The sequence below is a fragment of the Streptomyces sp. NPDC003042 genome, from assembly GCF_053591315.1.
This window is the reverse complement of record NZ_JBSFTP010000056.1, coordinates 1-21,545: the sequence shown is the minus strand read 5'-3', so window position 1 is coordinate 21,545 and position 21,545 is coordinate 1. Positions and strand designations below refer to the sequence as shown.

General features: G+C 73.2%; 17 protein-coding genes and 3 tRNA genes. 10 read left to right on the top strand and 10 right to left on the bottom strand.

The window, feature by feature from the left end:
• Positions 1–42 precede the first annotated feature (42 nt).
• Positions 43–639 carry a histidine phosphatase family protein gene (locus tag ACWDYJ_RS24870; RefSeq protein WP_451567797.1) on the bottom strand — a complete coding sequence of 199 codons (597 nt, stop codon included), beginning with the start codon at positions 637–639 and terminating at the stop codon, positions 43–45.
• A gap of 197 nt (positions 640–836) precedes the next feature.
• On the opposite strand from ACWDYJ_RS24870, the gene ACWDYJ_RS24865 reads away from it, so the two are divergent.
• The 3 genes from ACWDYJ_RS24865 to ACWDYJ_RS24855 are packed head-to-tail and all read left to right on the top strand — an operon-like array spanning position 837 to position 4,923.
• Entirely contained in the window at positions 837–2,033 is a 1,197-nt protein-coding gene (locus ACWDYJ_RS24865) for a hypothetical protein (RefSeq protein ID WP_451567796.1), read from the top strand.
• A complete protein-coding gene (locus tag ACWDYJ_RS24860) occupies positions 2,021–3,595 on the top strand; it encodes a hypothetical protein (protein WP_451567795.1) in 1,575 nt (524 codons plus the stop codon). The genes ACWDYJ_RS24865 and ACWDYJ_RS24860 overlap by 13 nt, the downstream gene beginning before the upstream one ends.
• A complete protein-coding gene (locus ACWDYJ_RS24855; protein WP_451567794.1) occupies positions 3,592–4,923 on the top strand; it encodes an AAA domain-containing protein in 1,332 nt (443 codons plus the stop codon). The genes ACWDYJ_RS24860 and ACWDYJ_RS24855 overlap by 4 nt, the downstream gene beginning before the upstream one ends.
• A gap of 125 nt (positions 4,924–5,048) precedes the next feature.
• Here the strand turns inward: ACWDYJ_RS24855 and ACWDYJ_RS24850 are convergent, their stop codons facing one another.
• Entirely contained in the window at positions 5,049–5,531 is a 483-nt protein-coding gene (locus tag ACWDYJ_RS24850) for a MarR family winged helix-turn-helix transcriptional regulator (protein WP_451567793.1), read from the bottom strand.
• A 131-nt stretch (positions 5,532–5,662) separates the two neighbouring features.
• Here ACWDYJ_RS24850 and ACWDYJ_RS24845 point away from each other — a divergent pair, with 131 nt between their 5' ends.
• The 4 genes from ACWDYJ_RS24845 to ACWDYJ_RS24830 all read left to right on the top strand — a co-directional run bounded on the left by ACWDYJ_RS24845 (position 5,663) and on the right by ACWDYJ_RS24830 (position 7,483).
• Positions 5,663–6,220 carry an NADPH-dependent FMN reductase gene (locus ACWDYJ_RS24845; protein ID WP_451567792.1) on the top strand — a complete coding sequence of 186 codons (558 nt, stop codon included), beginning with the start codon at positions 5,663–5,665 and terminating at the stop codon, positions 6,218–6,220.
• A gap of 77 nt (positions 6,221–6,297) precedes the next feature.
• Complete coding sequence (locus ACWDYJ_RS24840; protein ID WP_451567791.1) at positions 6,298–6,645, top strand: hypothetical protein; 348 nt, start codon at positions 6,298–6,300, stop codon at positions 6,643–6,645.
• 180 nt (positions 6,646–6,825) lie between these two features.
• The gene (locus ACWDYJ_RS24835) at positions 6,826–7,419 is read left to right on the top strand and encodes a bifunctional DNA primase/polymerase (protein ID WP_451567790.1); all 594 of its coding nucleotides are present in this window, start codon (positions 6,826–6,828) and stop codon (positions 7,417–7,419) included.
• A tRNA-Lys gene (locus ACWDYJ_RS24830) sits at positions 7,410–7,483 on the top strand. The genes ACWDYJ_RS24835 and ACWDYJ_RS24830 overlap by 10 nt, the downstream gene beginning before the upstream one ends.
• Before the next feature lie 56 nt (positions 7,484–7,539).
• On the opposite strand, the gene ACWDYJ_RS24825 is transcribed toward ACWDYJ_RS24830, so the two are convergent.
• A complete protein-coding gene (locus ACWDYJ_RS24825) occupies positions 7,540–8,733 on the bottom strand; it encodes a M6 family metalloprotease domain-containing protein (protein ID WP_451567789.1) in 1,194 nt (397 codons plus the stop codon).
• 409 nt (positions 8,734–9,142) lie between these two features.
• Here ACWDYJ_RS24825 and ACWDYJ_RS24820 point away from each other — a divergent pair, with 409 nt between their 5' ends.
• A complete protein-coding gene (locus ACWDYJ_RS24820; RefSeq protein ID WP_451567788.1) occupies positions 9,143–11,005 on the top strand; it encodes a putative bifunctional diguanylate cyclase/phosphodiesterase in 1,863 nt (620 codons plus the stop codon).
• A 68-nt stretch (positions 11,006–11,073) separates the two neighbouring features.
• Here ACWDYJ_RS24820 and ACWDYJ_RS24815 read toward each other — a convergent pair whose 3' ends face one another.
• Both ACWDYJ_RS24815 and ACWDYJ_RS24810 read right to left on the bottom strand, forming a co-directional pair.
• Entirely contained in the window at positions 11,074–12,756 is a 1,683-nt protein-coding gene (locus ACWDYJ_RS24815; protein ID WP_451567787.1) for a glycosyl hydrolase family 18 protein, read from the bottom strand.
• A 253-nt stretch (positions 12,757–13,009) separates the two neighbouring features.
• Positions 13,010–14,137 (bottom strand): LLM class flavin-dependent oxidoreductase, encoded by a 1,128-nt coding sequence (locus ACWDYJ_RS24810; protein ID WP_451567786.1) that lies wholly within the window; start codon positions 14,135–14,137, stop codon positions 13,010–13,012.
• 236 nt (positions 14,138–14,373) lie between these two features.
• On the opposite strand from ACWDYJ_RS24810, the gene ACWDYJ_RS24805 reads away from it, so the two are divergent.
• Positions 14,374–15,132, top strand: coding sequence for an IclR family transcriptional regulator (locus ACWDYJ_RS24805; RefSeq protein WP_451567785.1), 759 nt, complete (start codon positions 14,374–14,376; stop codon positions 15,130–15,132).
• Positions 15,133–15,220: 88 nt separating this feature from the next.
• Here the strand turns inward: ACWDYJ_RS24805 and ACWDYJ_RS24800 are convergent.
• The 5 genes from ACWDYJ_RS24800 to ACWDYJ_RS24780 all read right to left on the bottom strand — a co-directional run bounded on the left by ACWDYJ_RS24800 (position 15,221) and on the right by ACWDYJ_RS24780 (position 21,220).
• A tRNA-Lys gene (locus ACWDYJ_RS24800) sits at positions 15,221–15,294 on the bottom strand.
• 73 nt (positions 15,295–15,367) lie between these two features.
• A complete protein-coding gene (locus ACWDYJ_RS24795; protein ID WP_451567784.1) occupies positions 15,368–17,047 on the bottom strand; it encodes an AMP-binding protein in 1,680 nt (559 codons plus the stop codon).
• Positions 17,048–17,073: 26 nt separating this feature from the next.
• Entirely contained in the window at positions 17,074–17,712 is a 639-nt protein-coding gene (locus ACWDYJ_RS24790) for a lytic polysaccharide monooxygenase auxiliary activity family 9 protein (RefSeq protein WP_451567783.1), read from the bottom strand.
• Positions 17,713–17,891: 179 nt separating this feature from the next.
• Positions 17,892–19,733 (bottom strand): SPFH domain-containing protein, encoded by a 1,842-nt coding sequence (locus ACWDYJ_RS24785; protein ID WP_451567782.1) that lies wholly within the window; start codon positions 19,731–19,733, stop codon positions 17,892–17,894.
• Between the two features lie 11 nt (positions 19,734–19,744).
• A complete protein-coding gene (locus ACWDYJ_RS24780; RefSeq protein ID WP_451567826.1) occupies positions 19,745–21,220 on the bottom strand; it encodes a peptidoglycan-binding protein in 1,476 nt (491 codons plus the stop codon).
• Positions 21,221–21,448: 228 nt separating this feature from the next.
• On the opposite strand from ACWDYJ_RS24780, the gene ACWDYJ_RS24775 reads away from it, so the two are divergent.
• Positions 21,449–21,522, top strand: a tRNA-Lys gene (locus tag ACWDYJ_RS24775).
• Positions 21,523–21,545: the final 23 nt, after the last annotated feature.

Genomic DNA, 21,545 nt, shown 5'->3' with positions numbered 1-21,545 from the left:
TCCGCCTCCCCTAGCCGTCTATCCGTCTATCCGTCTATCCGTCTATCCGTCCAGGTGTCCCGTGTCGTTCCAGCGCTCCAGCGCGGGGGCCCCATAGGCCCAGCCCAGCACCGACAGCGAGGTGGGGTCCAGCCGGATGCGGGCGCCGAAGGAGGCCTCGAAGCCGAGCCAGCGGGCGGCGAGCGTACGCAGGATGTGGCCGTGGGCGAAGACCAGGACGTCGCGCTCGGCCGAGCGGGCCCAGGTGACGACCTCGTCCGCGCGGGCCGCGACATCGGCGACGGATTCGCCGCCGGGAACCCCGTCGCGCCAGATCAGCCAGCCCGGCCGGACCGCCTGGATCTCGGCCGGGGTCATGCCCTCGTAGTCGCCGTAGTCCCACTCCATGAGGGTGTCCCAGGGCTCGGCCTGGACCCCGAAGCCCGCCAGGGCGCAGCTCTCGCTCGCGCGGACCAGGGGGCTGGTGCGCACCTCCAGGCCGCGCAGGTTCGCCCAGGGTTCGCGGGCCAGCCGCTCGCCGAGCTGCTTCGCACCCCGCTTGCCCTCCTCCAGCAGCGGCACGTCCGTGCGTCCGGTGTGCTTGCCGAGCTGGGACCACGCCGTCTGGCCGTGGCGGGCCAGCAGGATGCGGGGGGCCATGTGAATTTCTCCCGGTCCATGAGGGTTCGTCGGCGATTCCGTCGTCCGTCCATCATCCACGACGTGAACACGGGCCCGCGGAGCACCCGGTGCGCAGCAGTCGGCAACCAGTCCGCAGCCGTCGGCAACCGGCCCGCAACCGGCCCGTTTCCGCGGTAAGTCCACGATTGTCAGTGGCGGATGGGACACTTCCGCCCGTGAGCTCCTACCCGCCCAGCGGCCACCCGCAGACCACACCGCAGACGACGACACTGCGGCAGCGGCTCGCCGACCTGCGCGGCCCCGCCGTGCCGCCCCGCCCGCTCGACGCCCGGGCCCTCGCCGCGCTCGCCGCCAACCCCGGCTGCGGCAGACGGGCCCTGCTCGACGGCGCCGGTGTGGACAAGACCGCTCTGGCGGCGGCCCTCGGCTCGCCCGCCCCCTTCGGGCAGTCGCAGTTCGCGATCATCCGCGGCAACTCCTTCGAGGCCCGGGCCAAGGGCGACGGCGGAGCCGAACTGCTGCGCCTGGTCCACGGCCGTCTCGGCGGCGCGGCCGAGCCGCCCGGCCCGGACGCCCGCGTCCCCGATCTCACCGCCGCCGGGCCCGAGGGGCGCGCCGCCCGCACCGCGCTGGCCCTGCGCGAGGCCACCGCCGCGCGGGCCTGGACGCTGCTCGACCATCCGATGCTGGCCCTGGAGGTGGCGGGCACTCCCGCGTACCTGGAGCCGGACGCCGTCGTGGTGCATCCCGACGGCCGCTGGACCGTGGTGGAGATCAAGTCGTTCCCGATGATCGACGGGGCCGCCGACGCCGCGAAGGTGGGGGCCGCCGCGCGCCAGGCCGCCGTCTACGTGCTGGCCCTGGAGCAGACCGCCGAGAAGCTGGCGGGGGCCGAGGTGGGCCACCAGGTCGTGCTCGTCTGCCCGAAGGACTTCTCCAACCTGCCCACCGCCGCGCTCGTCGACGTCCGCCGCGAGCGCTCCGTGACCCGCCGCCAGCTGGAGCGGCTGACCCGGGTCGAGGAACTGGCCGCGGCGCTGCCCGAGGGGCTCAGCTTTGATCCCGCCCGGCCCGCCGGGGAGCTGACCGAGGCGGTGTCCGCCGTCTCCGCCGCCTACGCCCCCGAGTGCCTGGCCGCCTGCGAGCTGGCCTTCCACTGCCGTGAGCGGTCCCGCGCCGCCGGCGAGCCGACCGCGCTGGGCCGTTCCGTACGGGGTGAGCTGGGCGGGCTGACCACGGTCGAGGCGGCCCTCGCGGCGGCCACCGGTGCGGGCCCGGCCGACGATCGGACCGCCGACGACCCCACCGCCGCCGCCCTGCGCCACGCGGCCCGGCTGCGCGCCGAGGCGCTGGAGTGGGCCGCCGCCCGACCGCCGCACCACGTACCGGAGACGTCCGCATGTCCCTGCTGAGCACCCTGGCCCGGCTGGAGGCGGTCCGCGCGGGCCGCGCCCAGCCGCTCGCGACCGTACGGCACCGCCATCTGAGCGAGCGCCCGCTGGTCTTCGTACCGCTGACCACGGCCGGTGAGGCGGGGGCTCCGCTCGGCGCGATGGTGGGCACCGACCGGGACGATCCGCGGGTCCTCGTGATACCGCAGCCGCGTGACCGGGACCTGCGCTGGGAGTTCCTGGCCGCTCTGGCGCAGAGCGTGATGCCCTACCTCGACGCCTACGCGGACGTCGTGGAGCCGGCCGAGCGGACCGAGACCGATCCGGAGAGCGGCAAGAAGGTCAAGGTCGAGGCCGAGCTGTGCGTGGACGCGCCGCAGATCATCGTGCCGAGCCGGGCGGGCATCGAGTACGTACGGCTGCTGGGCCGCTCGATGCGGTTCCGGCGGACGGCCGAGGAGGACCCGGACAATCCGTATCCGGCGCCCACCCAGGTGCCGCTGCTGGGCCGCTGGTTCACGCACCTCGCCGAGCGTGCCCGGGTGCCGGGCTCCTCGATGCTGCTGTCGGCCACGGACCTGCTCGGGCGGCACTGGGCGACCGGCCAGAGCAACCTGGAGGACCAGCACCTCGGCTCACTGCTGGGCTGGATGGCTCCGCCGGAGGGCGTCTCGGGGGCCGAGTGGGCGCTGCGCGCGGAGCTGGCGCGGGACAAGGACGGCCAGTTGCTGGTCCCCCCGGCGGGCCCGGCCACCGACCCGGCCTTCGACAACAAGCTGCTCGCCCCGGCGATCGCCCGGTTCGACGCCGCCCGGGCAGGCCGCGCGGGGGACACGGAGGCCGCAGGGCCAGCCGAGCGGGCGGTCCGGCGGCTGGTCGCGGAGCAGATGGAGAGCACCTGGCGCAAGACGTGGGAGGCGATCGACCTGCTGCGCACGCTGCCGCCGGGCGAGCGGGCCGAGGAGCGCTGGACCCGCGACCGCTGGTCCTTCACCGGCCACCGGGACCGCGTCCGCGCGGGCGAACCGCCGCAGCCGCGCCGCGACGACGCGGTGACGGCCGCCCAGAAGCTGGCCACGCGGGAGACCGAGCAGGTACGGCTCGACGCCCAGGAGGCCCTGGACGACCCGCTCGTCATGGCGGGCCGGCGGCTCGCGGGCGAGGCCTTCGCCGGTGAGGTCACCGAAGTGCTGATGGAATGGACGGAAGGGAAGCGGCCGCGCCCCCGCCCGCTGGTCACGATGGCCACGGCCGACCGGCCACAGCTCGCGGACGGAGGCGGCGGGAAGGTGTTCCGCTCGCTGGAGGGACGCCAGCAGGCCGCCGAATTCGTACGGCGCGAGGAGGACGGGCATCTGGTGCTGCGGCTGCTCGACAAGATGGGCGCGGGCCGGGAGCCCGTGCCGGGTTCGGTGCCGGAGAAGGGCGACCGGGTGTGCTGGACGCTGTTCGAGCACGACGCGCGCGGCGGCCCCAAGCTCCCCGACCCGGAGAACACCCCGTGGACGCACGGCGGACCGCCGGGATCCATGGCCGCCGCCGTTCCCCAGCCCGACGCCGTGACCGACGAGGACGTCCTGTGACCGCCTTCGACCCGGGCGCTGCCGCCGCCCAGGCGACCGCCGCCATCCTGCGCGACACCCTGTACGGCACCGAGCGGGGCGTGGTGGTGGATTCCCCGCCCGGGGCCGGCAAATCGACGCTCGTGGTGCGCGCCGCGCGGGAGCTGGCCGCCGCCGGACGCCGGCTGATGGTGGTCGCGCAGACCAACGCCCAGGTCGACGACCTGGTGATGCGGCTCCACGAGAAGGATCCGGACCTGCCGGTCGGCCGGCTGCACAGCAGCGACGGGGACGCGTACGATCCGGCGCTGCGCGAGCTGTCCTCGGTGACCCTGTCCGCGAAGGCGGGTGATTTCGCGGAGCTGCCGATCACCCTGTCGACGGCGGCGAAGTGGGCGTACGTCAAGGACACCGAGCCCTGGCAGCACGCCATCGTGGACGAGGCGTACCAGATGCGCTCGGACGCGCTGCTGGCCGTGGCCGGGCTGTTCGAGCGGGCGCTGTTCGTGGGCGACCCGGGGCAGCTGGACCCGTTCAGCGTGGTCGGCGCCGAGCAGTGGGCCGGCCTGTCCTACGACCCTTCGGCGTCGGCGGTGTCCACGCTGCTGGCGCACAATCCGCAGCTGCCGCAGCACCGGCTGCCGGTGTCCTGGCGGCTCCCGGCGACGGCCGCGCCGCTGGTCTCGCGCGCCTTCTACCCGTACAGCCAGTTCCGCAGCGGTACGGGCCACGGCGACCGGCGGCTCTCGTACGGGGTCGCGGGCGACGGCTCGGGCCCCGACCGGGTGCTCGACGAGGCCGCCGAGTCGGGCTGGGGCCTGCTGGAGCTGCCCGCGCGGCACACCCCGCGCACCGACCCGGAGGCGGTACGGGCGGCCGCGCTGGTGGTCCGCCGGGCCCTGGACCGCGGGGCGGTCACCAGCGACGAGCACTCCCCGGCCCCGACGCCGCTCACCCCGGACCGGATCGCCGTCGGCACCGCCCACCGCGACCAGGCGGCGGCCATCCGCGCGGCCCTGGCGTCGCTCGGCGTCACCGGCGTCACGGTGGACACGGCGAACCGGCTCCAGGGGCGCGAGTACGACCTCACGGTGGTGCTCCACCCGCTGTCGGGCCGCCCCGACGCGACGGCGTTCCACCTGGAGACGGGCCGCCTGTGCGTCCTGGCCTCGCGGCACCGGCACGCCTGCGTGGTGGTGGCCCGCGCGGGCATAGCGGAACTGCTGGACGACCACCCGTCGACGGAGCCCGTGCAGCTGGGGGTGACGGTGAAGTTCCCGGATGGGTGGGAGGCGAACCACTCGGTCCTGGCTCACTTGTCGGAGCACCGGATCGCCTGGCGGCCCTGACGCCGGACGGAGTCCGGCACGCCGCCGGAGGCGGCCGGTGAACACAGCCCCGATGGGTGGGAGGCGAACCACTCGGTCCTGGCCCACTTGTCGGAGCACCGCGTCGCCTGGCGGCCCTGAAGGCGCTACTCCTTGCGGGCGATGCCGAACCGTACGCGGAGCGCCTCGCCCACCTCGGCGAAGGTGCGCAGTTGCTCCGGGGTCAGGACGTCGATCAGGTGCCGCCGTACGGATTCCACGTGCAGCGGGGCTGCCGCCGTGATCGCGTCCACCCCGGAGGGGGTCAGCACCACCTCCGCCCCGCGCGCGTCCGAGGCCACCTCCTCGCGGCGGACGAGGCCGCGCTGCTCCATCCGGGTGAGCTGGTGGGACAGCCGGCTGCGCGACCACTGCATCAGCACCGCGAGCGCACTGATCCGCATGCCGTGGCCCTCGGTGGAGCCGAGCACCGACAGGACGTCGTAGTCGGCCTCGGAGAGCGCACTGTCCTGGCTGAGGTCGCGCGCGATACCGGCGTTGACCAGCGGAAACATGCGCCGCCACGCGTACCAGGCCTGCTGCTCGGACTCGGTGAGCCAGCGAGGCTCGGGCTCGGGGGCTTCCGTCATGGGGCAACCCTAGTACTGAAGTCGGTGATACGTCACCTACCTAGTTGACATATCACCGATCACCGGTTTTGCTAGGTGACACGTCAACAACCAGACTGGCGCCACCACCGACCACCTGAGGGAGTTCCCGCATGACGCGCCTGCACGTCATCTCCGCCGCCACCCGCCCCACCTCCTCCGGCCGCCCCCTGGCCCGCTGGGTCACCGACCGGGCCCGCGAGCACGGCGGCTTCGAGGTCACCCCCGTGGACCTCGGCGAGATCGCGCTGCCCTTCCTCGACGAGCCCGAGTACGCCTCCAGCGGCATCTACACCCACCAGCACACCCTCGACTGGAGCGCCCTCGTCGACTCCGCCGACGCGTTCGTCTTCGTCCTGCCGATGTACAACGGCGGTTTCACCGCGCCGTTCAAGAACGCCATCGACTTCCTGTACCGCGAGTGGCAGGGCAAGCCGGTCGGCCTGGTCAGCTACAGCGCCGGCCCCACCGGCGGCGCGCCGGCCGCCGAGATGCTGCTGCCGGTGCTCACCCGGCTCGGCATGCTGCCCGCCGAGCGGTCGGTGGCCATCCCCGGCATCAACGCCCTGATCGGGGACGAGGGCTTCGAGGCCCCGGCGGACCTCGCGGCCGAGCTGGCCGGCGTACTCGACGAGGTCGCGGCGCTGGCGAAGGAACCCGCCACCGCCTGACATCGGGCACCCTTGCGCGACGCTGGACAATGGAGGGTGGCCCGGAAGGATTCCGTACGCGCAGCAGGAGGACACGCATGGCAGAGCCCGAGCGGACCGAGCGGAGGCTGCGGCCCGCGCCGCTGCTCTTCGAGCCCTCGGAAGCCGCCACGGACCCGGAGCACTTCTTCGACCTGGAGTCGATCGAAGACCCGCGCGAGCTGCTCGTCCGCGCGACCGAGCTGACGCTGGCCTTCCGGGCGGCGCAGGACCGGGCGGTTGAGTTCCAGGCCCTGGCGGCGGCCCAGCTGGCGGATCCCCGGCGTTTCGACCGGCTCTCGCCGGAGGCGATCGCGGCGGTCGCGGAGTGGACCCCGGACTATGCGCGCAAGATGATCGAATTCGGCGAGGACCTCCAGCGCGACTCGGGACCCGACGCCCCTTAGGCCTCTCGGGCCCGGCCCGGCCCGGCCCCGCCGCGGCGGGGCCGGGCGAGGGCGCGCACCCGGAAACCGGCGCAGTGCGGTGGCATATGCGGGGCGGAACATACCGCAGCCCCTCCTACCCTGTCCCGGTTTTCGGTAACTCAAGGCAGCCGCGGCGCTACGCGCGGTAGACCTTGGCGTATGACGACCCTGACGACGGCCGCCCGCTGCTCCGCCTCCGACGGCCTCCACGCACGCACCGCGCCCGCCACCCACGTCACCCCGCAGGGCGCCGCCTGGCTGACCTCCGCCTCGGCCCATCCGCGCAGCACCCTCGCCGCCTGGCAGGACCGGCCGGCCGCGCCCGCCGTACTGCCCTGCGGGACCGTGTTCGACGTCGTCAACGTCCCCCTCGTCCTGGGCCGCCGGATGCTCGACCTGCTCTGGGAGCAGGGCCCGGGCTCCGGGCCCGCCGCCGTGCACCGGGGCCGGATGCTGCTCTTCGCCGCGCCCGGTACGGCCCACCGGCTCCCGGCCCTGCTGGCCTGGGAGGAATGGAGCCCGGACGCCGCGGCCCCGCTCTGCCACGGCCTCGGAGACGCCGTCACCGTGCCCCCGCTGGCCTCCGGGCCGGGCCCGTCCCGCTGGCTGGTGGCCCCGGACGCCCGGCTGCCGTGGCTGCCCGGCCCGGACTCCCTGCTCTGGGCTTTTCTGCACGCGGCCCGGGTCTCCGTATCGATTTTTCCTTCCGCCGATCGGGGTGCTAATGTCTACGACGTCAGCAAGCGCCGCTAGCTCAGTTGGTTAGAGCAGCTGACTCTTAATCAGCGGGTCCGGGGTTCGAGTCCCTGGCGGCGCACAGACGGAAAAAGGCCCCCACGCGAGTGGGGGCCTTTTTCGTGTCCGCTCTCCGCGCTACGTCGTGATCTTCACGGTGTAAGCGCCCGACGGGGTCCGGTCCGCCACCTCGATCGTGATCCGCTCCCCCGGCACGGTGAACGTCTCCCCCACCTCCAGCGGCGCGTCCGCCAGCGGCGGGTAGACCGAGCGGTCCCAGCACGCCTCCGTCCGCGGATGCGCGTCCAGCACCTCGATCGGCCCGCCGCCCGAAGCCGCCTCGTTGCTGACCCGGTAGACCAGTACGCCCTCCGTGCAGGTGTCCCCGTCGTTGCCGGAGGAGCCCCGCGCCTCGATCGCGATCGCGCTGCCGGGGCCCGTACGGACGACCGCGAGCCGGGTCCCGCCCGTGCCGCCGACCGGCGGGGCCTCGGCGAGCGGCTGGAGGGTGTGCAGTGAGGAGCCCGACCGCACGCAGTCCACCTGCGCCGGGTCCAGCCAGCCCAGCTTCCACTTGTGCCAGGCGAAGAGGTCCGGGGCCATGCCGAACTGGCTGCCCATGACGTCCCAGTCGCCGACGTAGGTGTCCCAGTCGCCCTTGCCGTCCGTCGGCCGGTGGTAGAGGTCGGGCAGGTCGAAGACGTGGCCCGTCTCGTGCGCCAGCACGTTGCGGTCCGGCGGGTGCTGCTCGAAGACGGTGACGATCCGCCGCAGCTGCGTGCCGTCGGCGCTGATGGGGCGCTCGAAGTTCACGACCTTGGTGGCGTCGGAGTCCACCCCGGGCGCCTCGGGGTCGGCGACGAAGTACACGACGTCGTACGCGCCGAAGTCCACCTCGGCGTCGGCGGCGGTGACCGCGTCCCGCAGGTAGGCCGCCCGGTCCTCGGGGGCCCAGTCGCGCCGTATGCCGTACGCGGTGGACGGGCGGGGCATCCGGATCCAGTGCTTCTGCGGGTGCGGGACCAGCTGGAACCGCCCGTAGGAGGCCCGCTCGAAGAAGTCGCTGGTGGCCGGGAAGTAGTCGGAGGTCAGCTCGTCGGGGGTGAGGGTGGTGCGGTGGTCGGGGAAGGAGAGGAAGACCATGACCGCGTTGAGGGTCCGCTCGGGCTTGGGGTAGGCGCGGTTCCAGGTGTCCAGGCCGAGGGAGTGGTGCGCCGCCGTACGGGAGAGCGCGCAGGGGCCCGCCCCTGGATCGGCCACCGCGGGGCCGGCGACGAGCGACATGGCGGCCAGCGCCGTCATGGAGGTGAGGACGGCCGCCGCACTGCGCATGTGGGAGCGGTCCACTCCCCCGGGTGTCTGCTGTCGCGGCACATGGACCTCCGGTGGTGGTTTCGTACCCTCCTGTCCACCTTGAGGCGATTGTCTTACTAATGCCCTGTTCCGCTGCCCCACATGAGTGAGTGGTGCGGCAAGTCGGTGACCCTCGGACTTCACGCACTCACCTACAGAACGTCACGACCGATCACGGGAGATCAGCCATGAGCCCCGGATGCTCACACGCGCGCAGAAACGATCGGGCGGGGGAGGGCCGACGGTCCGTCAGCACGGCGCCCGCGCGGCGTCAGCACGCCGAACGACCCTGCTCCGCACGGCGGCGCCGCTGGATAGGCCTCCCGGCAGCCTCTATGATCGGCACACTTTCCTGCACGGACACTCACGAACACTGCGGGAGCCAACGGTGAGCGGAACCTCAGAGGGAACCGGTTCGGCGGCCGACAGCATCCGATCGGCCCTTACGGAGCGTCACCCAGCAGTGCCGGCCGTGCCGGGCATGTCGCCGGCGCCGTCCGGAGCGTCGTCCGGCCTCACGGCCGAACCGCGCGACTACCGGGCCGCCTTCGACGCGGCCCATCTGGCGATGGCCCTCGTCGGCCGGGACGGCGACGTCATCGCCGCCAACCAGGCCCTCGCCGGCCTGCTGGGCACCGCGCCGCACGCGCTCGCCGGGCAGGCCGCCGCCGACCTGGTGGACCTGGCGGCGGAGGCCCGTACCTGGCAGGCCTACCAGGAGGTGCTGCGCGGACGGCAGGCCCGGCTGCGCTGCACGCGCCGCCTCAAGCACCCCGACGGGCATTCGCTGTGGACCGAGGTCACCCTCGGCCCCGTACCCGGCACCAGGGACGTCCTGCTGTCCGTCGCCGACATCAGCGACCGGCGCGACCTCCAGGCCCGCCTGCGCCACCTCCAGATGCACGACCCCGTGACCCGGCTGCCCAACCGGGCGCTGTTCTTCGAGCGGCTCTCCGCCGCCCTGGAGGCGTCCTCGTACGGGCAGGGCGGCGGCACGGGCCGGATCGGCCTGTGTTACCTGGACCTCGACGGGTTCAAGGCGGTCAACGACACCCTGGGCCACCGGGTCGGCGACCGGCTGCTGACCGCCGTCGCGGCCCGGCTGACCCAGTGCGCCGACCAGTGCGGGTACGGGCGCACGGGCGGGCACCTGGTGGCCCGGCTCGGCGGCGACGAGTTCGCGCTGCTGGTCGAGGACTCCACCGGGACCGAGCAGCTCGCGGACCTGGCGCGCAGCGTACTGGCCGCCGTACAGGAGCCCTTCGACCTGGCCGGACAGCGGTTGTCGGTGTCCGCGTCGATCGGGGTCGTGGAGCGGGCCTCGGCCGGGACGTCGGCGACCGGGCTGATGCAGGCCGCGGACACGACCCTGTACTGGGCGAAGGCGGACGGCAAGGCCCGCTGGACCCTCTTCGACCCCGAGCGCAACGCCCACCGGATGACGCGGCAGGCGCTCTCCTCCACCCTGCGCCCGGCGGTGGAGCGCGGCGAGTTCGTGCTGGAGTACCAGCCGCTGGTGGACCTGGAGAGCGGGGTGGTGCGCGGGGTGGAGGCCCTGGTGCGCTGGAAGCACCCGCAGTTCGGCACTCTGACGCCGAATCGGTTCATCGGCATCGCCGAAGAGGACGGCTCCATCGTGCAGTTGGGGCAGTGGGTGCTGCGTACGGCGTGCCGGCAGGCGCGGCGCTGGCAGATCGAGCAGCCCAGCGACTCGCCGGTGTTCGTCTCCGTGAACGTGGCCGTGCGGCAGGTGTGGGACTCGGACCTGGTGGGCGATGTCGCGGAGATCCTCGCCGAGACGGGCCTGGCCCCGCAGCTGCTCCAGCTGGAGCTGACGGAGTCCGCGGTGATGGGCTCGGCGGGCCGGCCGCTGCAGGCCCTCCAGTCGCTGAGCGACATGGGCGTACGGATCGCCATCGACGACTTCGGCACGGGCTACTCGAACCTGGCCTACCTGAGCCGGCTGCCGGTGTCGGTGCTGAAGCTGGACGGCTCCTTCGTACGCGGCTTCCGCTACGAGGAGGGCACGCACCCGAACCCGGCCGACGAGACCATCGTGGAGGCCTTGGTCCAGCTCGCCCACCGCCTCGGCCTGACGGTCACGGCGGAATGCGTGGAGACCGCCGGCCAGGCGGCCCGGCTGCGCCGCGTCGGCTGCGACACCGGCCAGGGCTGGCTCTACTCCCGCGCGGTGGCCCCGGAACGGATCGCCGAGATGATCGGCGCCCGCCCGGACAGTCCCAGTCCTTAGACGCGACCGCCCCGGCCCTCTGGGAAGAGGACCGGGGCGGTCACCGCTCGGCGCGGGGTGGGGGGAGATCAGCAGGCGCCGAGGTCCTTCCAGACACCCCATTCACCGGTGGTGCCCGGCGTCTCGTTCTGCGTCCACCACTGGGCCTTCCACTTGCGGCCGTTGTGGGAGACCTCGCTGCCGCCGGTGTAGACGGTGCCCGCGACGTAGGCCGGGGTCGCACCGCATCCGGTGGTCGGCGGCGGAGTCGTCGGCGGGGTCGTGGTGGGCGGCGGAGTCGTCGGAGGCGTGGTGACCGGCGGCTGCGTGGTACCGCCGAGGGCGTCCGAGATCTGGTTCAGCAGGGTGGTGTTGGTGTCCAGGCCGAGCAGCGAGTACATCATCGCGCCGGCCAGGCCGCGCTGCTTGCCGTACTCGACGCGGGCCTGGATGGACTTCTGGTTCAGGCCGGTGAAGAACTCGCCGTCCTTGTAGAAGTACGAGGCCTTGGCCTGGTCGTCCCAGAAGGTGCTCGCCGGGTTGTCGACGATCCCGCCGAGTTCCTTGTAGTTGGCGATGCCGGCCTGCTGGCTGGTGGGCCGGGCGGCGGAGGCGCCGGTCGCGCTCTGGGCGAGGCCGTTGGTGGTCCCGGCGGGGACGCCCTTCCAGCCGCGGTAGTAGAACTCGTAGCCCAGCGTCAGCTTGTTCGCGGGGAAGCCGCCCGCGATGCCGTAGGCCGGGTTGCCGTCGATCCAGGAGTCGATCGCGTTGTCGATGCTGTACTTCTGGGTGCCCGGAGCGATCGGGTCGGTCGGGTCGGCGGCCGACGGGTACAGCGGGGACTGGTGGTACGTCGGTCCGTCGCCGTCCCAGGAGCCGTGCATGTCGTAGGTCATGATGTTCGCGTAGTCGAGGTACGCGCCGATCTTGTCCGTCTCGATGTGCTTGATCTTGTCCTGGCCGGCCGGGAGCGCCGAGGTCAGCAGGTACTTCTTGCCGCCGTTGGCCTGGCCGTGGGCGTCGAGCTGCGTACGGAACTCCTTGAGCAGGAGCGTGAAGTTCTGCTTGTCCTCGGGGGCGTAGTGGTTGCCGAGGTGGCCGCCGGCCGAGCCCGGGTACTCCCAGTCGATGTCGATGCCGTCGAAGATCCCGGCCGCGCTGCCCGCGCCACCGAAGCCGCCCTCGACCGGCAGGTTGCCCTTGATGTACTGGTCGACGCAGGAGGACACGAGCTTCTTGCGGGAGGCGTCGGTCTTCGCCGCGTCGCTGAAGTACTTCGAGTAGGTCCAGCCGCCCAGCGAGATGTTGATCTTCAGGTGGGGGTATTTCGCCTTCAGCTGCTTGAACTGGTTGAAGACGCCCACGATCGGCTGGTCCCACTTGTCGGCGACGCCGCTGACGCTGTCCGCCGCGCTGAAGGTCTTCTGGTAGTCGGCGTACGAGTCACCGGCGCCGTCACCGGCGTTGGGGTTGGCGTCGTCACCCGCCGCCTTGTTCGCCTCGAAGCAGGTGAGCTCGGTGGGGTGGATGTTGCCGAACGAGTAGTTGATGACGTCCAGCTTGCCCGCTATGCCGCGGGTGTCGAGGTGCTTGGGGTAGAAGGCGTTCCCGTACACGCTCCACTGGTCGTAGTAGGCGATGCGGACGCCGCCTGTGCTCGCGGTGGTGGTGTCCGCGGCCTGCGCGGTGCCGGGTCCCGCGAAGGAGGCCAGCGCTCCGGCTGCCAGCGCGGCCGTGGCGGCGGCCGCGATGAGGGGTTTACGGATGTGCATGAACTGACTCCGGGGGTGGGAGGGGGGAGCATCAGCTTCAGGTGAGAGAAGTGATAGCGATCTCCGACCTTCCCAGTCAATGGTTTGGACCAAAGAAGGACTAGACCACTGGGTTACCAAATGCCCTCGTCAGAGACCTGAGCACGCATCAGAAACCGCTCGCCACCCCGGATGACGAGCGGTTTAAGGGTGCCTTAGGCCACGCTCCCGCAAGGTTTCGGCAACAAACCAGCCAAACCCCGTTCGCCTGCCCTCAAGACGGAATCGAGCCTTCCGTCGGCATCTCGTACGCATCTGCGACGAGCCGGTACGAGTGCGACCGGGCAGCGCCGCTGTGGGCGTTGGCCGTCAGCATCAGCTCGTCGGCGCCCGTCCGCTTCACCAGCCCGTCGAGCCCGGCCCGGACCTCGTCCGGCGTGCCGTGGACGATGTTCGCGAGCCAGCCCTCGACGAACTCCCGCTCCAGCGGGGAGAAGGGGTACGCGGCCGCCTCCTCGGGCGTCGGGACCAGCCCCGGCCGGCCGCTGCGCAGCCGGAGCATCGACAGCGCGCCGGTGAGCACCTGAGCCCGCGCCTCGCCCTCGGTGTCGGCGGCGAGCGCCGAGACCCCGATGAGCGCGTACGGGGCGTCCAGCACCGCCGAGGGCCGGAAGCTCTGCCGGTAGAGGTCGAGCGCGGGCAGGGTGCCGGCCGCCGAGAAGTGGTGGGCGTACGCGAAGGGCAGGCCGAGCTCGCCCGCGAGGCGGGCACTGAACCCGGAGGACCCGAGCAGCCACAGCGGTGGCCGCCCGGCGGGGCCCTGCACCGGCCCGGGTACGGCGTGCACCCGGGCGTACGGGTGCCCGTCGGGGAAGTCGTCGTCGAGGAAGCGGGTGAGCTCCATGAGCCGGCGGGGGAAGTCCTCCGCGGCCTCGTCCAGCCGCCCGGATCCGCGCAGCGCGGCGGCGGTCCGCGGGTCGGTGCCGGGCGCCCGGCCGAGCCCGAGGTCCACCCGGCCGGGCGCCAGGGCCTCCAGGGTGCCGAACTGCTCGGCCACGGCCAGCGGGGCGTGGTTGGGCAGCATGACCCCGCCCGAGCCGAGCCGGATCCGGGAGGTGTGGGCGGCGAGGTGCGCCAGGATCACGGCCGGGGAGGAACTGGCGACCCCGGGCATCGAGTGGTGCTCGGCGACCCAGTGGCGGTGGTAGCCCCGGGACTCGGCGAGCCGGGAGATCTCCACGCTAGTGCGCAGCGACGCGTGGGCGGTGCTGCCGCTGCCCACGGTGACGAGGTCGAGCACCGACAGCGGCACCGGCGCCCCGCCCCGGACGGTCCCGCGGACCGGATCCGCGCCGCCCGCCCCCTCGCCCGTATGCCTGCCGGCGTCCCCGGTGTCGCTCATCGTCGCTCCGTCCCGTTCAGCTCGTCACGTCCGTACGAAGAAGTCGAACCGTGAGCGCTTCGCGGGCATTCCCGGCGGACCGGGAGACGTGAGCATGCCGAGGGCATATGCCAGGCGAGTAGATCCTGGCCGGGGGCCTCGATTAAGCCACCAATCTCATCAACACACGTCCCACGCAGGCCTCTTGATGGCTATCGTGGTAGAGCAAGCGGTAACAACCTGGTAGGGGGAAAACCGTGGCGCTGAAGCCCGAGCCGACCGCGCCGTTCCACTCGGTGCAGTACGCCCTGCGCGTACTCGAAACGATCGCACGGCACACCGGAGGTGTGACCGACGCGCAGATCGCGCGTGAGACCGGCCTGCCCGCGGCCCATCTCGCCCCGATGCTGCTCATGCTGCGCCGAGAGGGGTACGTACTCCAGGTGTCGGACGGCGCCTATGCCATAGGGGATTCTCTCGTCCTGCTCGGCTCCGGCACCAACCGGCAGCAGGCTCTGCAGGAGAAGCTCCAGGAGACCCTGGACCGGCTGCGGGACTCCGTCGGCGCGGCGGTCTACATCAGCCGGTACGTGGACGGCGAGGTGCGCATCACCCAGTTCGCGGACAGCCCGCGCACCCCGAAGGTGCACGAGTGGGTCGACTTCCGCTCGGCCGCGCACGCCAGCGCGGTCGGGAAGTGCCTGCTGACCCAGCTCGACCTGAACGGGCGGCGTGACCACCTGTCCCGGCACAAGATCGCCCGGCTCACGTCGAAGACGATCGTGAACGAGCGGATCCTCTTCTCCAAGCTGGACAGCCAGCCGGCCACCGTGCCCGTGCTGGACCTCCAGGAATACGCGGTGGGCACCGTCTGCGCCGCCGTACCGATCACGGCGGGTGCCGCGGTCGGCTGCCTGGCCCTGTCCCTGCCGGTCGAGCACGCCCACCGGCTGCGGGCCGCCGCGGACACACTGAACCGGAAGGCCGCGCCGCTGCTGCTGTCACTCACCTTGTAAGAGCGTTGTAAGAGCGGGCGACGTCGGAGGGTACGGCGGAAACACTTCGGGCGGTTCCCGGTGAACCGGAAACCGCCCGAAGTACAGGTGCGCCGCCAGGGACTCGAACCCCGGACCCGCTGATTAAGAGTCAGCTGCTCTAACCAACTGAGCTAGCGGCGCCTGACAGAGAAAATACTACCTGCTCCTCAAGGGTGCTCAAAGCCAGGGGGCAGGGGCAGCGGCGCCGTACGCGTCAGCGGTCCAGGAGGGCCGCCCGGCCGTGGGACTCGTACGCGGCCAGGAGCCCGGCACGGTCGGCCTCCGTCAACCGGCGGTAGCCCCCGGCACGGGAGCGGTGCCAGACCGGGTCCGGGCACCGGAAGCCGGCTCGGCGCAGGGCGACGCGGTGGATCTTGTTCGTCGCCGTGACCGGCATGGCGTCGAGGAGCCGCACGTAGCGCGGGGCCGTCTTCGTGCCCAGGTCCGGCTGCGCGGCCAGGAACGCGGCGAACGCCTCCGGGTCGAAGGTCACGCCCTCCCGCAGGGCGACCGCGGCCATCACCTGGTCCCCCGCCGCCTCGTCGGGAACGGCGTACACGGCGACGGCGGCCACCGCCTCCCACCGGGCCAGGATGTTCTCGATCACCGCGGCGGCCAGGTTCTCGCTGTCGACCCGCAGCCGGTCGTCCGTACGGCCCGCGAAGTAGAGGAAGCCGTCCGGGTCACGGAAGAAGAGGTCCCCGGTCCAGTACCAGCCGTCCCGCGTCCGCGCGGCCTCGGCGGCGGGATTGCGCCAGTAGCCCTCGAAGAGGCTGCGCCCCCGGTTGACCAGCTCGCCGATGGCTTCGGCGTCGTTGAGCAGCCGACCCTCCCCGTCGAGCACCGCGGCCGGGCATTCCAGGCCCGTCCCGGGGTCGACGACCGCCAGGTCGTCCCCGGCGCCCGCCCGGCCCAGCGCGCCCGGCGGGGTGTCCGGGGTGCTCTGGACGGAGGCGCCGCCCTCGGTGGCCCCGTAGCCCTCGACCAGCCGGACCCCGAACCGCTCGGCGAAGCGGGCCGCGTCGACCGCTCCGGCCTCGGTGCCGAAGCCGAGGCGCAGGGTGTGCTCGCGGTCGTCGGGGCGGGGCTCGGTGGCGAGGAGGTACTGGACGGCCCTGCCGACGTAGGTGAAGTACGTGGCCCCGTACGCCCGCACGTCGCCCAGGAAGGCGGAGGCCGAGAAGCGCGGCCGCAGCGCCACCGAGGCCCCGGCGGCGAGGGCGGGCAGCCAGTCGGCGATGACGGCGTTGCCGTGGAAGAGCGGCATGCAGATGTAGTGGACGTCGTCCGGGGTGACCGAGAAGCGGCGGGCCAGGGAGCGGCCGGCGGTGGCGAGGCGGCCCTGGGTGCAGATGGCGGCCTTGGGGGCGCCGGTGGAGCCGGAGGTGAAGTACAGGAGCAGCCGGGTGTCGGTGCCGGGCGCTCGCACGACGGCTTCGCCGGGTTTCGCGGCGGCGTACGGGGCGAGCAGCGCCTCGTACGCCTCGGTGCCGGTCACCAGCATCCGGACGCCGGGGAGGTCGAGGCCGCGCAGCAGCGGGAGGTGGGCGCGCTCGGTGACCAGGATCCGGCAGTCGGTGTGCAGGATGTCGCGGGCCAGCTCGGGGCCGCGCCGGGTGGGGTTGATCCCGGCGACGGCGGCCCCGGCGAGGGCCGCCGCGCCGAGCCAGAAGGGAAACTCGGGGGTGTTGTCGAGCAGCACGCCCACGTGCGGCTCGGCCCCCGGCGGCAGCAGGTCGACGAGCAGCGCGGCGCGGGCGGCGGCCTCCTGGGCGGTCCGGTGGTGGCTGAGGACGGTGGCGCCGTGCTTCAGGCCGGGCCGGTGGTCGCCCCATCGGCGCGCCACGAGCTCCGCGACGGTTCGGGGTGCATCGGATGAAGTCGTCGTCCGCATGCCGCCGGAGGTTAGCTGACGTTACGTCAGAACTGAACGTCGGAGCAGACGTAGAAGGCCATCGGGGTGTCGTGCACGGTCCAGACGGCCAGGATCAGGTGCCGGCCCGTCTTACCGCTCGGCATGGCGCCCTGGTGGACGGTGGTCATGGCGGGGCGGGCGCCGTTGTAGGCGACCGTGAGGAAGGGCTGGGGGTCGAGGGAGGCCCGGGTGAGCGGCTTGGTCGGGTCCCAGCCGTTGTGGGTGACGTAGTACCTGAAGTCGGTGGTGGCGTGGTTGGCGGTGAACTGCCAGCGGAAGCCGTAGCTCTGACCCGTGGTGACGCGGGTCGCGGGCCAGGCGCCGCCGCGCGGGTCGTCGAGCTGGGCGAACTCGCCGTGACCGGCGGCGCATATGCGGCCGTCGGCGGGTCCGGCCGCCGGGAAGCCCTTGGGGCCCTCGACGCTCTGGGGCTCCCACTGGATGGGGCCGCAGTCGGAGACGGTCTTGTTGGCACAGAGCTTCTGGCGGCTGACGGGGGTGTCGGTGTAGCCGTGGCTGCTCGCGCTGGGCGCGCCGAGGAGGGCGACACCCGCGAAGAGGCCGAGACCGAGCGCGGCGGCGCCGGCCGCCCGGGCGGGGCGCGAGGGCCCTGCGGGCCGTGCGGGCATGCGGAAGGGACGCATGATGCTCCTTGTGACGTGGGGGGAGTCGGGCAAGGGCGTGCGCACGCGTGGGGATGGTTTCAGGTCTAGACCAAGTCCCAGAGTATTGACGAGAGTTGGCCACGTCCATACCAAAAGACGAACGGGTGGTCCGCTCATTACCGGCCACCCGTTCGCCTTTGGTACTGCGTCGCCTCCTGTTACTGCTCGGACCTGCCGGTGTAGAACGCCACGGTGAGGTCCTTCACCAGCGCCTTGCGCTCGTAGTCGTCGAGTTCGACGATCCCGCGCGAGGTGAGCCGGTGGACGGTGTCGTCCACGGCGTCGACGACCGAGGTCAGCACCGTGTCCCGGTGCTTGGCGTCGATCGCCGCGACCCGGCGCCGGCGCATGGCCTCGGCCACCTCCGGCGCGTACTCGATCCGGGTGGGCTGGGCGGAGAACACCTCGACACCCACGGCCTCGGTTTCGGCCGCCAGCATCCGGGTCAGCGCGTCACCGACGGCCTCGGCGTCGCGCAGGGTCGGGGCGTCCTCGTGGAAGGCGTCGGCGGGGAGCTGGGACAGCACGCGGGCCATCGCCGACTCGACCTGTTCGGCGAGGTACTCCGTGTGGTCCTCGACGGCGAGGGTGGCGCGGGCGGTGTCCTTGACCTGCCAGACGACCTGGACGACCACTTGGAGGGCGAGCCCGCCGGAGTCGACGGCGGGCATCGGCTCGCTGCGCCAGTGCCGCAGGCGTACGTCGACCCGCCGGCGCAGGAGGAGCGGACTGATCCAGGTCAGGCCGGTACGGCGGACCGTGCCGCGGTAGCTCCCGAAGAGGGTGAGCACCCAGGCGTGGCCGGCCTTGGCGCGGCCGAGTCCGCCGAGGGCGAGGAGCGCCACGATGCCGAGGAAGGCGAGCGGGGGCCAGTGCGTGGCGCGCAGCCCGTGGTAGGCGCGGGGGGTCGCCCCGAATGCGGCGCCGAGGGCGTCGGGGACGGCCCCGGCCCGCCACAGGACGGCCCCGCAGCCCGCGAGGGCGAGCCCGCCGAGGGACACGGCGATCCAGCCGGGGAGCACCGGGCCGCGGTGCTCCCGGAGCCGGTCGTCGCCCCGGGGGACGCGGCGGCCGGCCGGCGGCTTTTCGGCCGGCCGCCGGGTGGGGGCGGGAGCCGGGGGCTGCTGGGCGGGTCGGGGCTGCGGCTGCGCGAACGGGAGGTGCACCGGGATGTCGGTGACCGCCGTGCCGCGCGGCGGGCGCACCAACGGGATGTCCTGCGTGTCGCCGTCCTGCGCCTCGACGCCGCGGGCGACGGCCTGAGCGACGATCTCGGGTACGGCGGGGCCGGGGATACCGCTCCCCGCCGGATGCGGAATGTCCACCGCCCCTGCCCGGGCGGCCGGTACGTCGCTCCGCCCGGCGGGGACCGAGGTGTCGACCCACCGCCCGGGTCGCGGCGCGGGCTCGGGGCGCGGCTCCGGCTCCGGCTCCGGCTCCGGCGCGGCCGGATGCGCCGCCCGGGCGGGGCGATCCGGGACAGCGGCCAAGGGGCGGTGCGACGTCGCGGGGACCTCGCCCGTGGACACCGGCTCCAGCGGCGCGGGGATGCCGGCCACCCAGGCCGGGCGAGCCGGGGACTCGGGGTGCGGCCACGACTCCGGCGTGGGCGGGTACGTGGTCCGGGCGGGGCGGTCCGGCGCAGCCGCCGGGCGAGCAGGGGGCTCCAGGTGCGACCGCGGCTCCGGCGCCGCCGGGTACGTGGCCCGGGCCGGCTCCGGCCGGGGCGCCGGGGGTGTCGGCGCCCACAGCGGGCGGTCCCCCGCAACGCCCAGGGGGGCGGGGGCCTCGGCGGCGGCCACCGGCACCGGCTCCGCCGAACCCCAGGCCTGGCGGTTCTGCGGCTGCGGTTCCGGTGCGGCCGGATGCGCCGGCTCGGCGGGCTGCGGCTGCCGCTGCGGCAGCGCCGCGTACGCCGCCCGGACAGGGGGGCCGGCGGGCGGCGGGGTGGACGGGACGTGGAAGGTGCCCGTCGTGGACGTGGTGCGCGTGGGGTACATCGTTGCCTCCGTCATGCGAACAGCCGGCGCCAGGTTTCGGGGCCCGGGTAGCCGTTGGCCGAGGCGCCGCGCCAGCCCTGGGCGCGCTGGAAGGCCTCGACGTTGCGGCGGTCGGCCTCGCTCCAGCGGGGGCCCGGGCCGGACGTGTAGTACTTGCCGAAGCCCTTCCGCACCAGCCGGCGGCCAAGGGCGGTGATGGACGGGTGGGACACCCCCGGGCGGAAGACGGACGAGCCCGGGAACGCGGAAACCCCTCCCGGCCCCGGCTGACCCGTCACCGGCGGGATCGGCGGAGTCGGGGTCGGCGGAGTCGGCGGCTTCGGGGTCGGCGGCTTCGGCGGCTTGGGGGTCGGCGGCTTCGGCGGCTTGGGGGTCGGCGGCTTCGGCGGGTGCGGATTCGTCGTATTCGTCGGCGCGATGTCCTTGCCCCGGCGTTCGGCCAGCAGCCGCCAGGTGTGGGCGCCGGGAAGGCCGTCCGCCTCCGCGCCCGTCCAGCCCTGCGCGCGCTGGAAGGCCTGCGTGGCCAGCCGGTCCGAGTCGGTCCACCGCGTGCCCGCGCCCTGGGGGTAGAAGCGGGAGCCGCCGCGTCCGATGAGCATCCTGCCCAGTTCGGCGACGTGGCTGTTGTTCGCGCCCGGCCCGAACTTCGACGTGCCCGGGAAGGCCTTCGATCCCACGGGCGCGGGGCCCGGCGCGGGTTCCTCCGGAACGATCCCGCCCGTCACCCCGTTGAACCGGTACGGCAGGTATTTCGCCGCGTTGTTCCAGTACCCGTACGGCGTGGCCTGCTTCCGCGTCGTCGGCCGCGTCTGCTCGTAGGCGATGTAGTGCGTGCGCCTCCCGTCGACCCAGCCGCCGAAGAGGGTCACGTGCGAGCCCTTGTTGGGGTCCGCCGGGTTGTGGAAGAGCAGCATGTCCCCCGGCAGCAGCTCCTCCTTGGTGATCCGGGTGGCGAACGTGGCCAGGCTGCCGGTCCACTCGTTCGTGCCGAGGTTCCAGGCCATCGAGACGTAGCCGGAGCAGTCCTGCCGGTAGCCGTCCGTCCAGTACGCGGACATGCTGTAGGGGACCTTCGCGTCCAGCCACAGCTTCGCCCGGTTGATGATCGTCGTCCGGTCGGTGCGCCGTACGGCGGCCGGTGCGCCGGGCAGGCCGCCGGGAGATCCCGCCGGGGGCCGGTTGCCGGTGCCCGGCCGGCCGTGCAGCGGGGCCCGGTCGCCCTGCGGCGTGCCGGGGTCGTCCAGGGCCACCGGCCCGGGACCGGGCAGCGGCTTGTGCGCGGCGAGCGCGGTCGCGCCGCCACCGCTCAGGACGACGCCGGCCGCGGTGGCCAGTACCAGCGCGCGGCGGGCGCCGCGCGCGGCGGGGTGTCCGCCGTCGCGCAGAGGTATGGCCCGCCCGCGCGCGAGGGTGCGGCGTCGGTGCGCGCAGCCCAGGCACGCGCAGTCAGCCGCGGGGTCGTACTCCTCGAAGACCGGCATGGGCATAGACATAGACGTCTGTACATGCATCGGAGGCAGCATCGTCATGCGGTTTCCGTCCACTCCCCTGCTCGTCCACTGGTCGGCCGGGCACGCGTCTGTCGGGCCGTCAGTTGCGGCTCGGCCAGACATATCGTGCACGATAAACCCCACAAACGTGGGTTAATCGGACAACGCGGGCGCGGCTGGTCTCGAGCACCGGCGGAGGTGGGGTAGAGTTTTCCCTGTCACCAAGCGCCGCTAGCTCAGTTGGTTAGAGCAGCTGACTCTTAATCAGCGGGTCCGGGGTTCGAGTCCCTGGCGGCGCACAGACGAAAGAAGCCCCTCACAG

What these genes read in the sequence shown, in the direction of transcription:
- ACWDYJ_RS24870 (WP_451567797.1), bottom strand. Translation starts at nt 639, where the DNA reads ATGGCCCCCCGCATCCTGCTGGCCCGCCACGGCCAGACGGCGTGGTCC.
- ACWDYJ_RS24860 (WP_451567795.1), top strand. Translation starts at nt 2,021, where the DNA reads ATGTCCCTGCTGAGCACCCTGGCCCGGCTGGAGGCGGTCCGCGCGGGC.
- ACWDYJ_RS24850 (WP_451567793.1), bottom strand. Translation starts at nt 5,531, where the DNA reads ATGACGGAAGCCCCCGAGCCCGAGCCTCGCTGGCTCACCGAGTCCGAG.
- ACWDYJ_RS24845 (WP_451567792.1), top strand. Translation starts at nt 5,663, where the DNA reads ATGACGCGCCTGCACGTCATCTCCGCCGCCACCCGCCCCACCTCCTCC.
- ACWDYJ_RS24840 (WP_451567791.1), top strand. Translation starts at nt 6,298, where the DNA reads ATGGCAGAGCCCGAGCGGACCGAGCGGAGGCTGCGGCCCGCGCCGCTG.
- ACWDYJ_RS24835 (WP_451567790.1), top strand. Translation starts at nt 6,826, where the DNA reads ATGACGACCCTGACGACGGCCGCCCGCTGCTCCGCCTCCGACGGCCTC.
- ACWDYJ_RS24825 (WP_451567789.1), bottom strand. Translation starts at nt 8,733, where the DNA reads ATGCGCAGTGCGGCGGCCGTCCTCACCTCCATGACGGCGCTGGCCGCC.
- ACWDYJ_RS24815 (WP_451567787.1), bottom strand. Translation starts at nt 12,756, where the DNA reads ATGCACATCCGTAAACCCCTCATCGCGGCCGCCGCCACGGCCGCGCTG.
- ACWDYJ_RS24810 (WP_451567786.1), bottom strand. Translation starts at nt 14,137, where the DNA reads ATGAGCGACACCGGGGACGCCGGCAGGCATACGGGCGAGGGGGCGGGC.
- ACWDYJ_RS24795 (WP_451567784.1), bottom strand. Translation starts at nt 17,047, where the DNA reads ATGCGGACGACGACTTCATCCGATGCACCCCGAACCGTCGCGGAGCTC.
- ACWDYJ_RS24790 (WP_451567783.1), bottom strand. Translation starts at nt 17,712, where the DNA reads ATGCGTCCCTTCCGCATGCCCGCACGGCCCGCAGGGCCCTCGCGCCCC.
- ACWDYJ_RS24785 (WP_451567782.1), bottom strand. Translation starts at nt 19,733, where the DNA reads ATGTACCCCACGCGCACCACGTCCACGACGGGCACCTTCCACGTCCCG.
- ACWDYJ_RS24780 (WP_451567826.1), bottom strand. Translation starts at nt 21,220, where the DNA reads ATGCCCATGCCGGTCTTCGAGGAGTACGACCCCGCGGCTGACTGCGCG.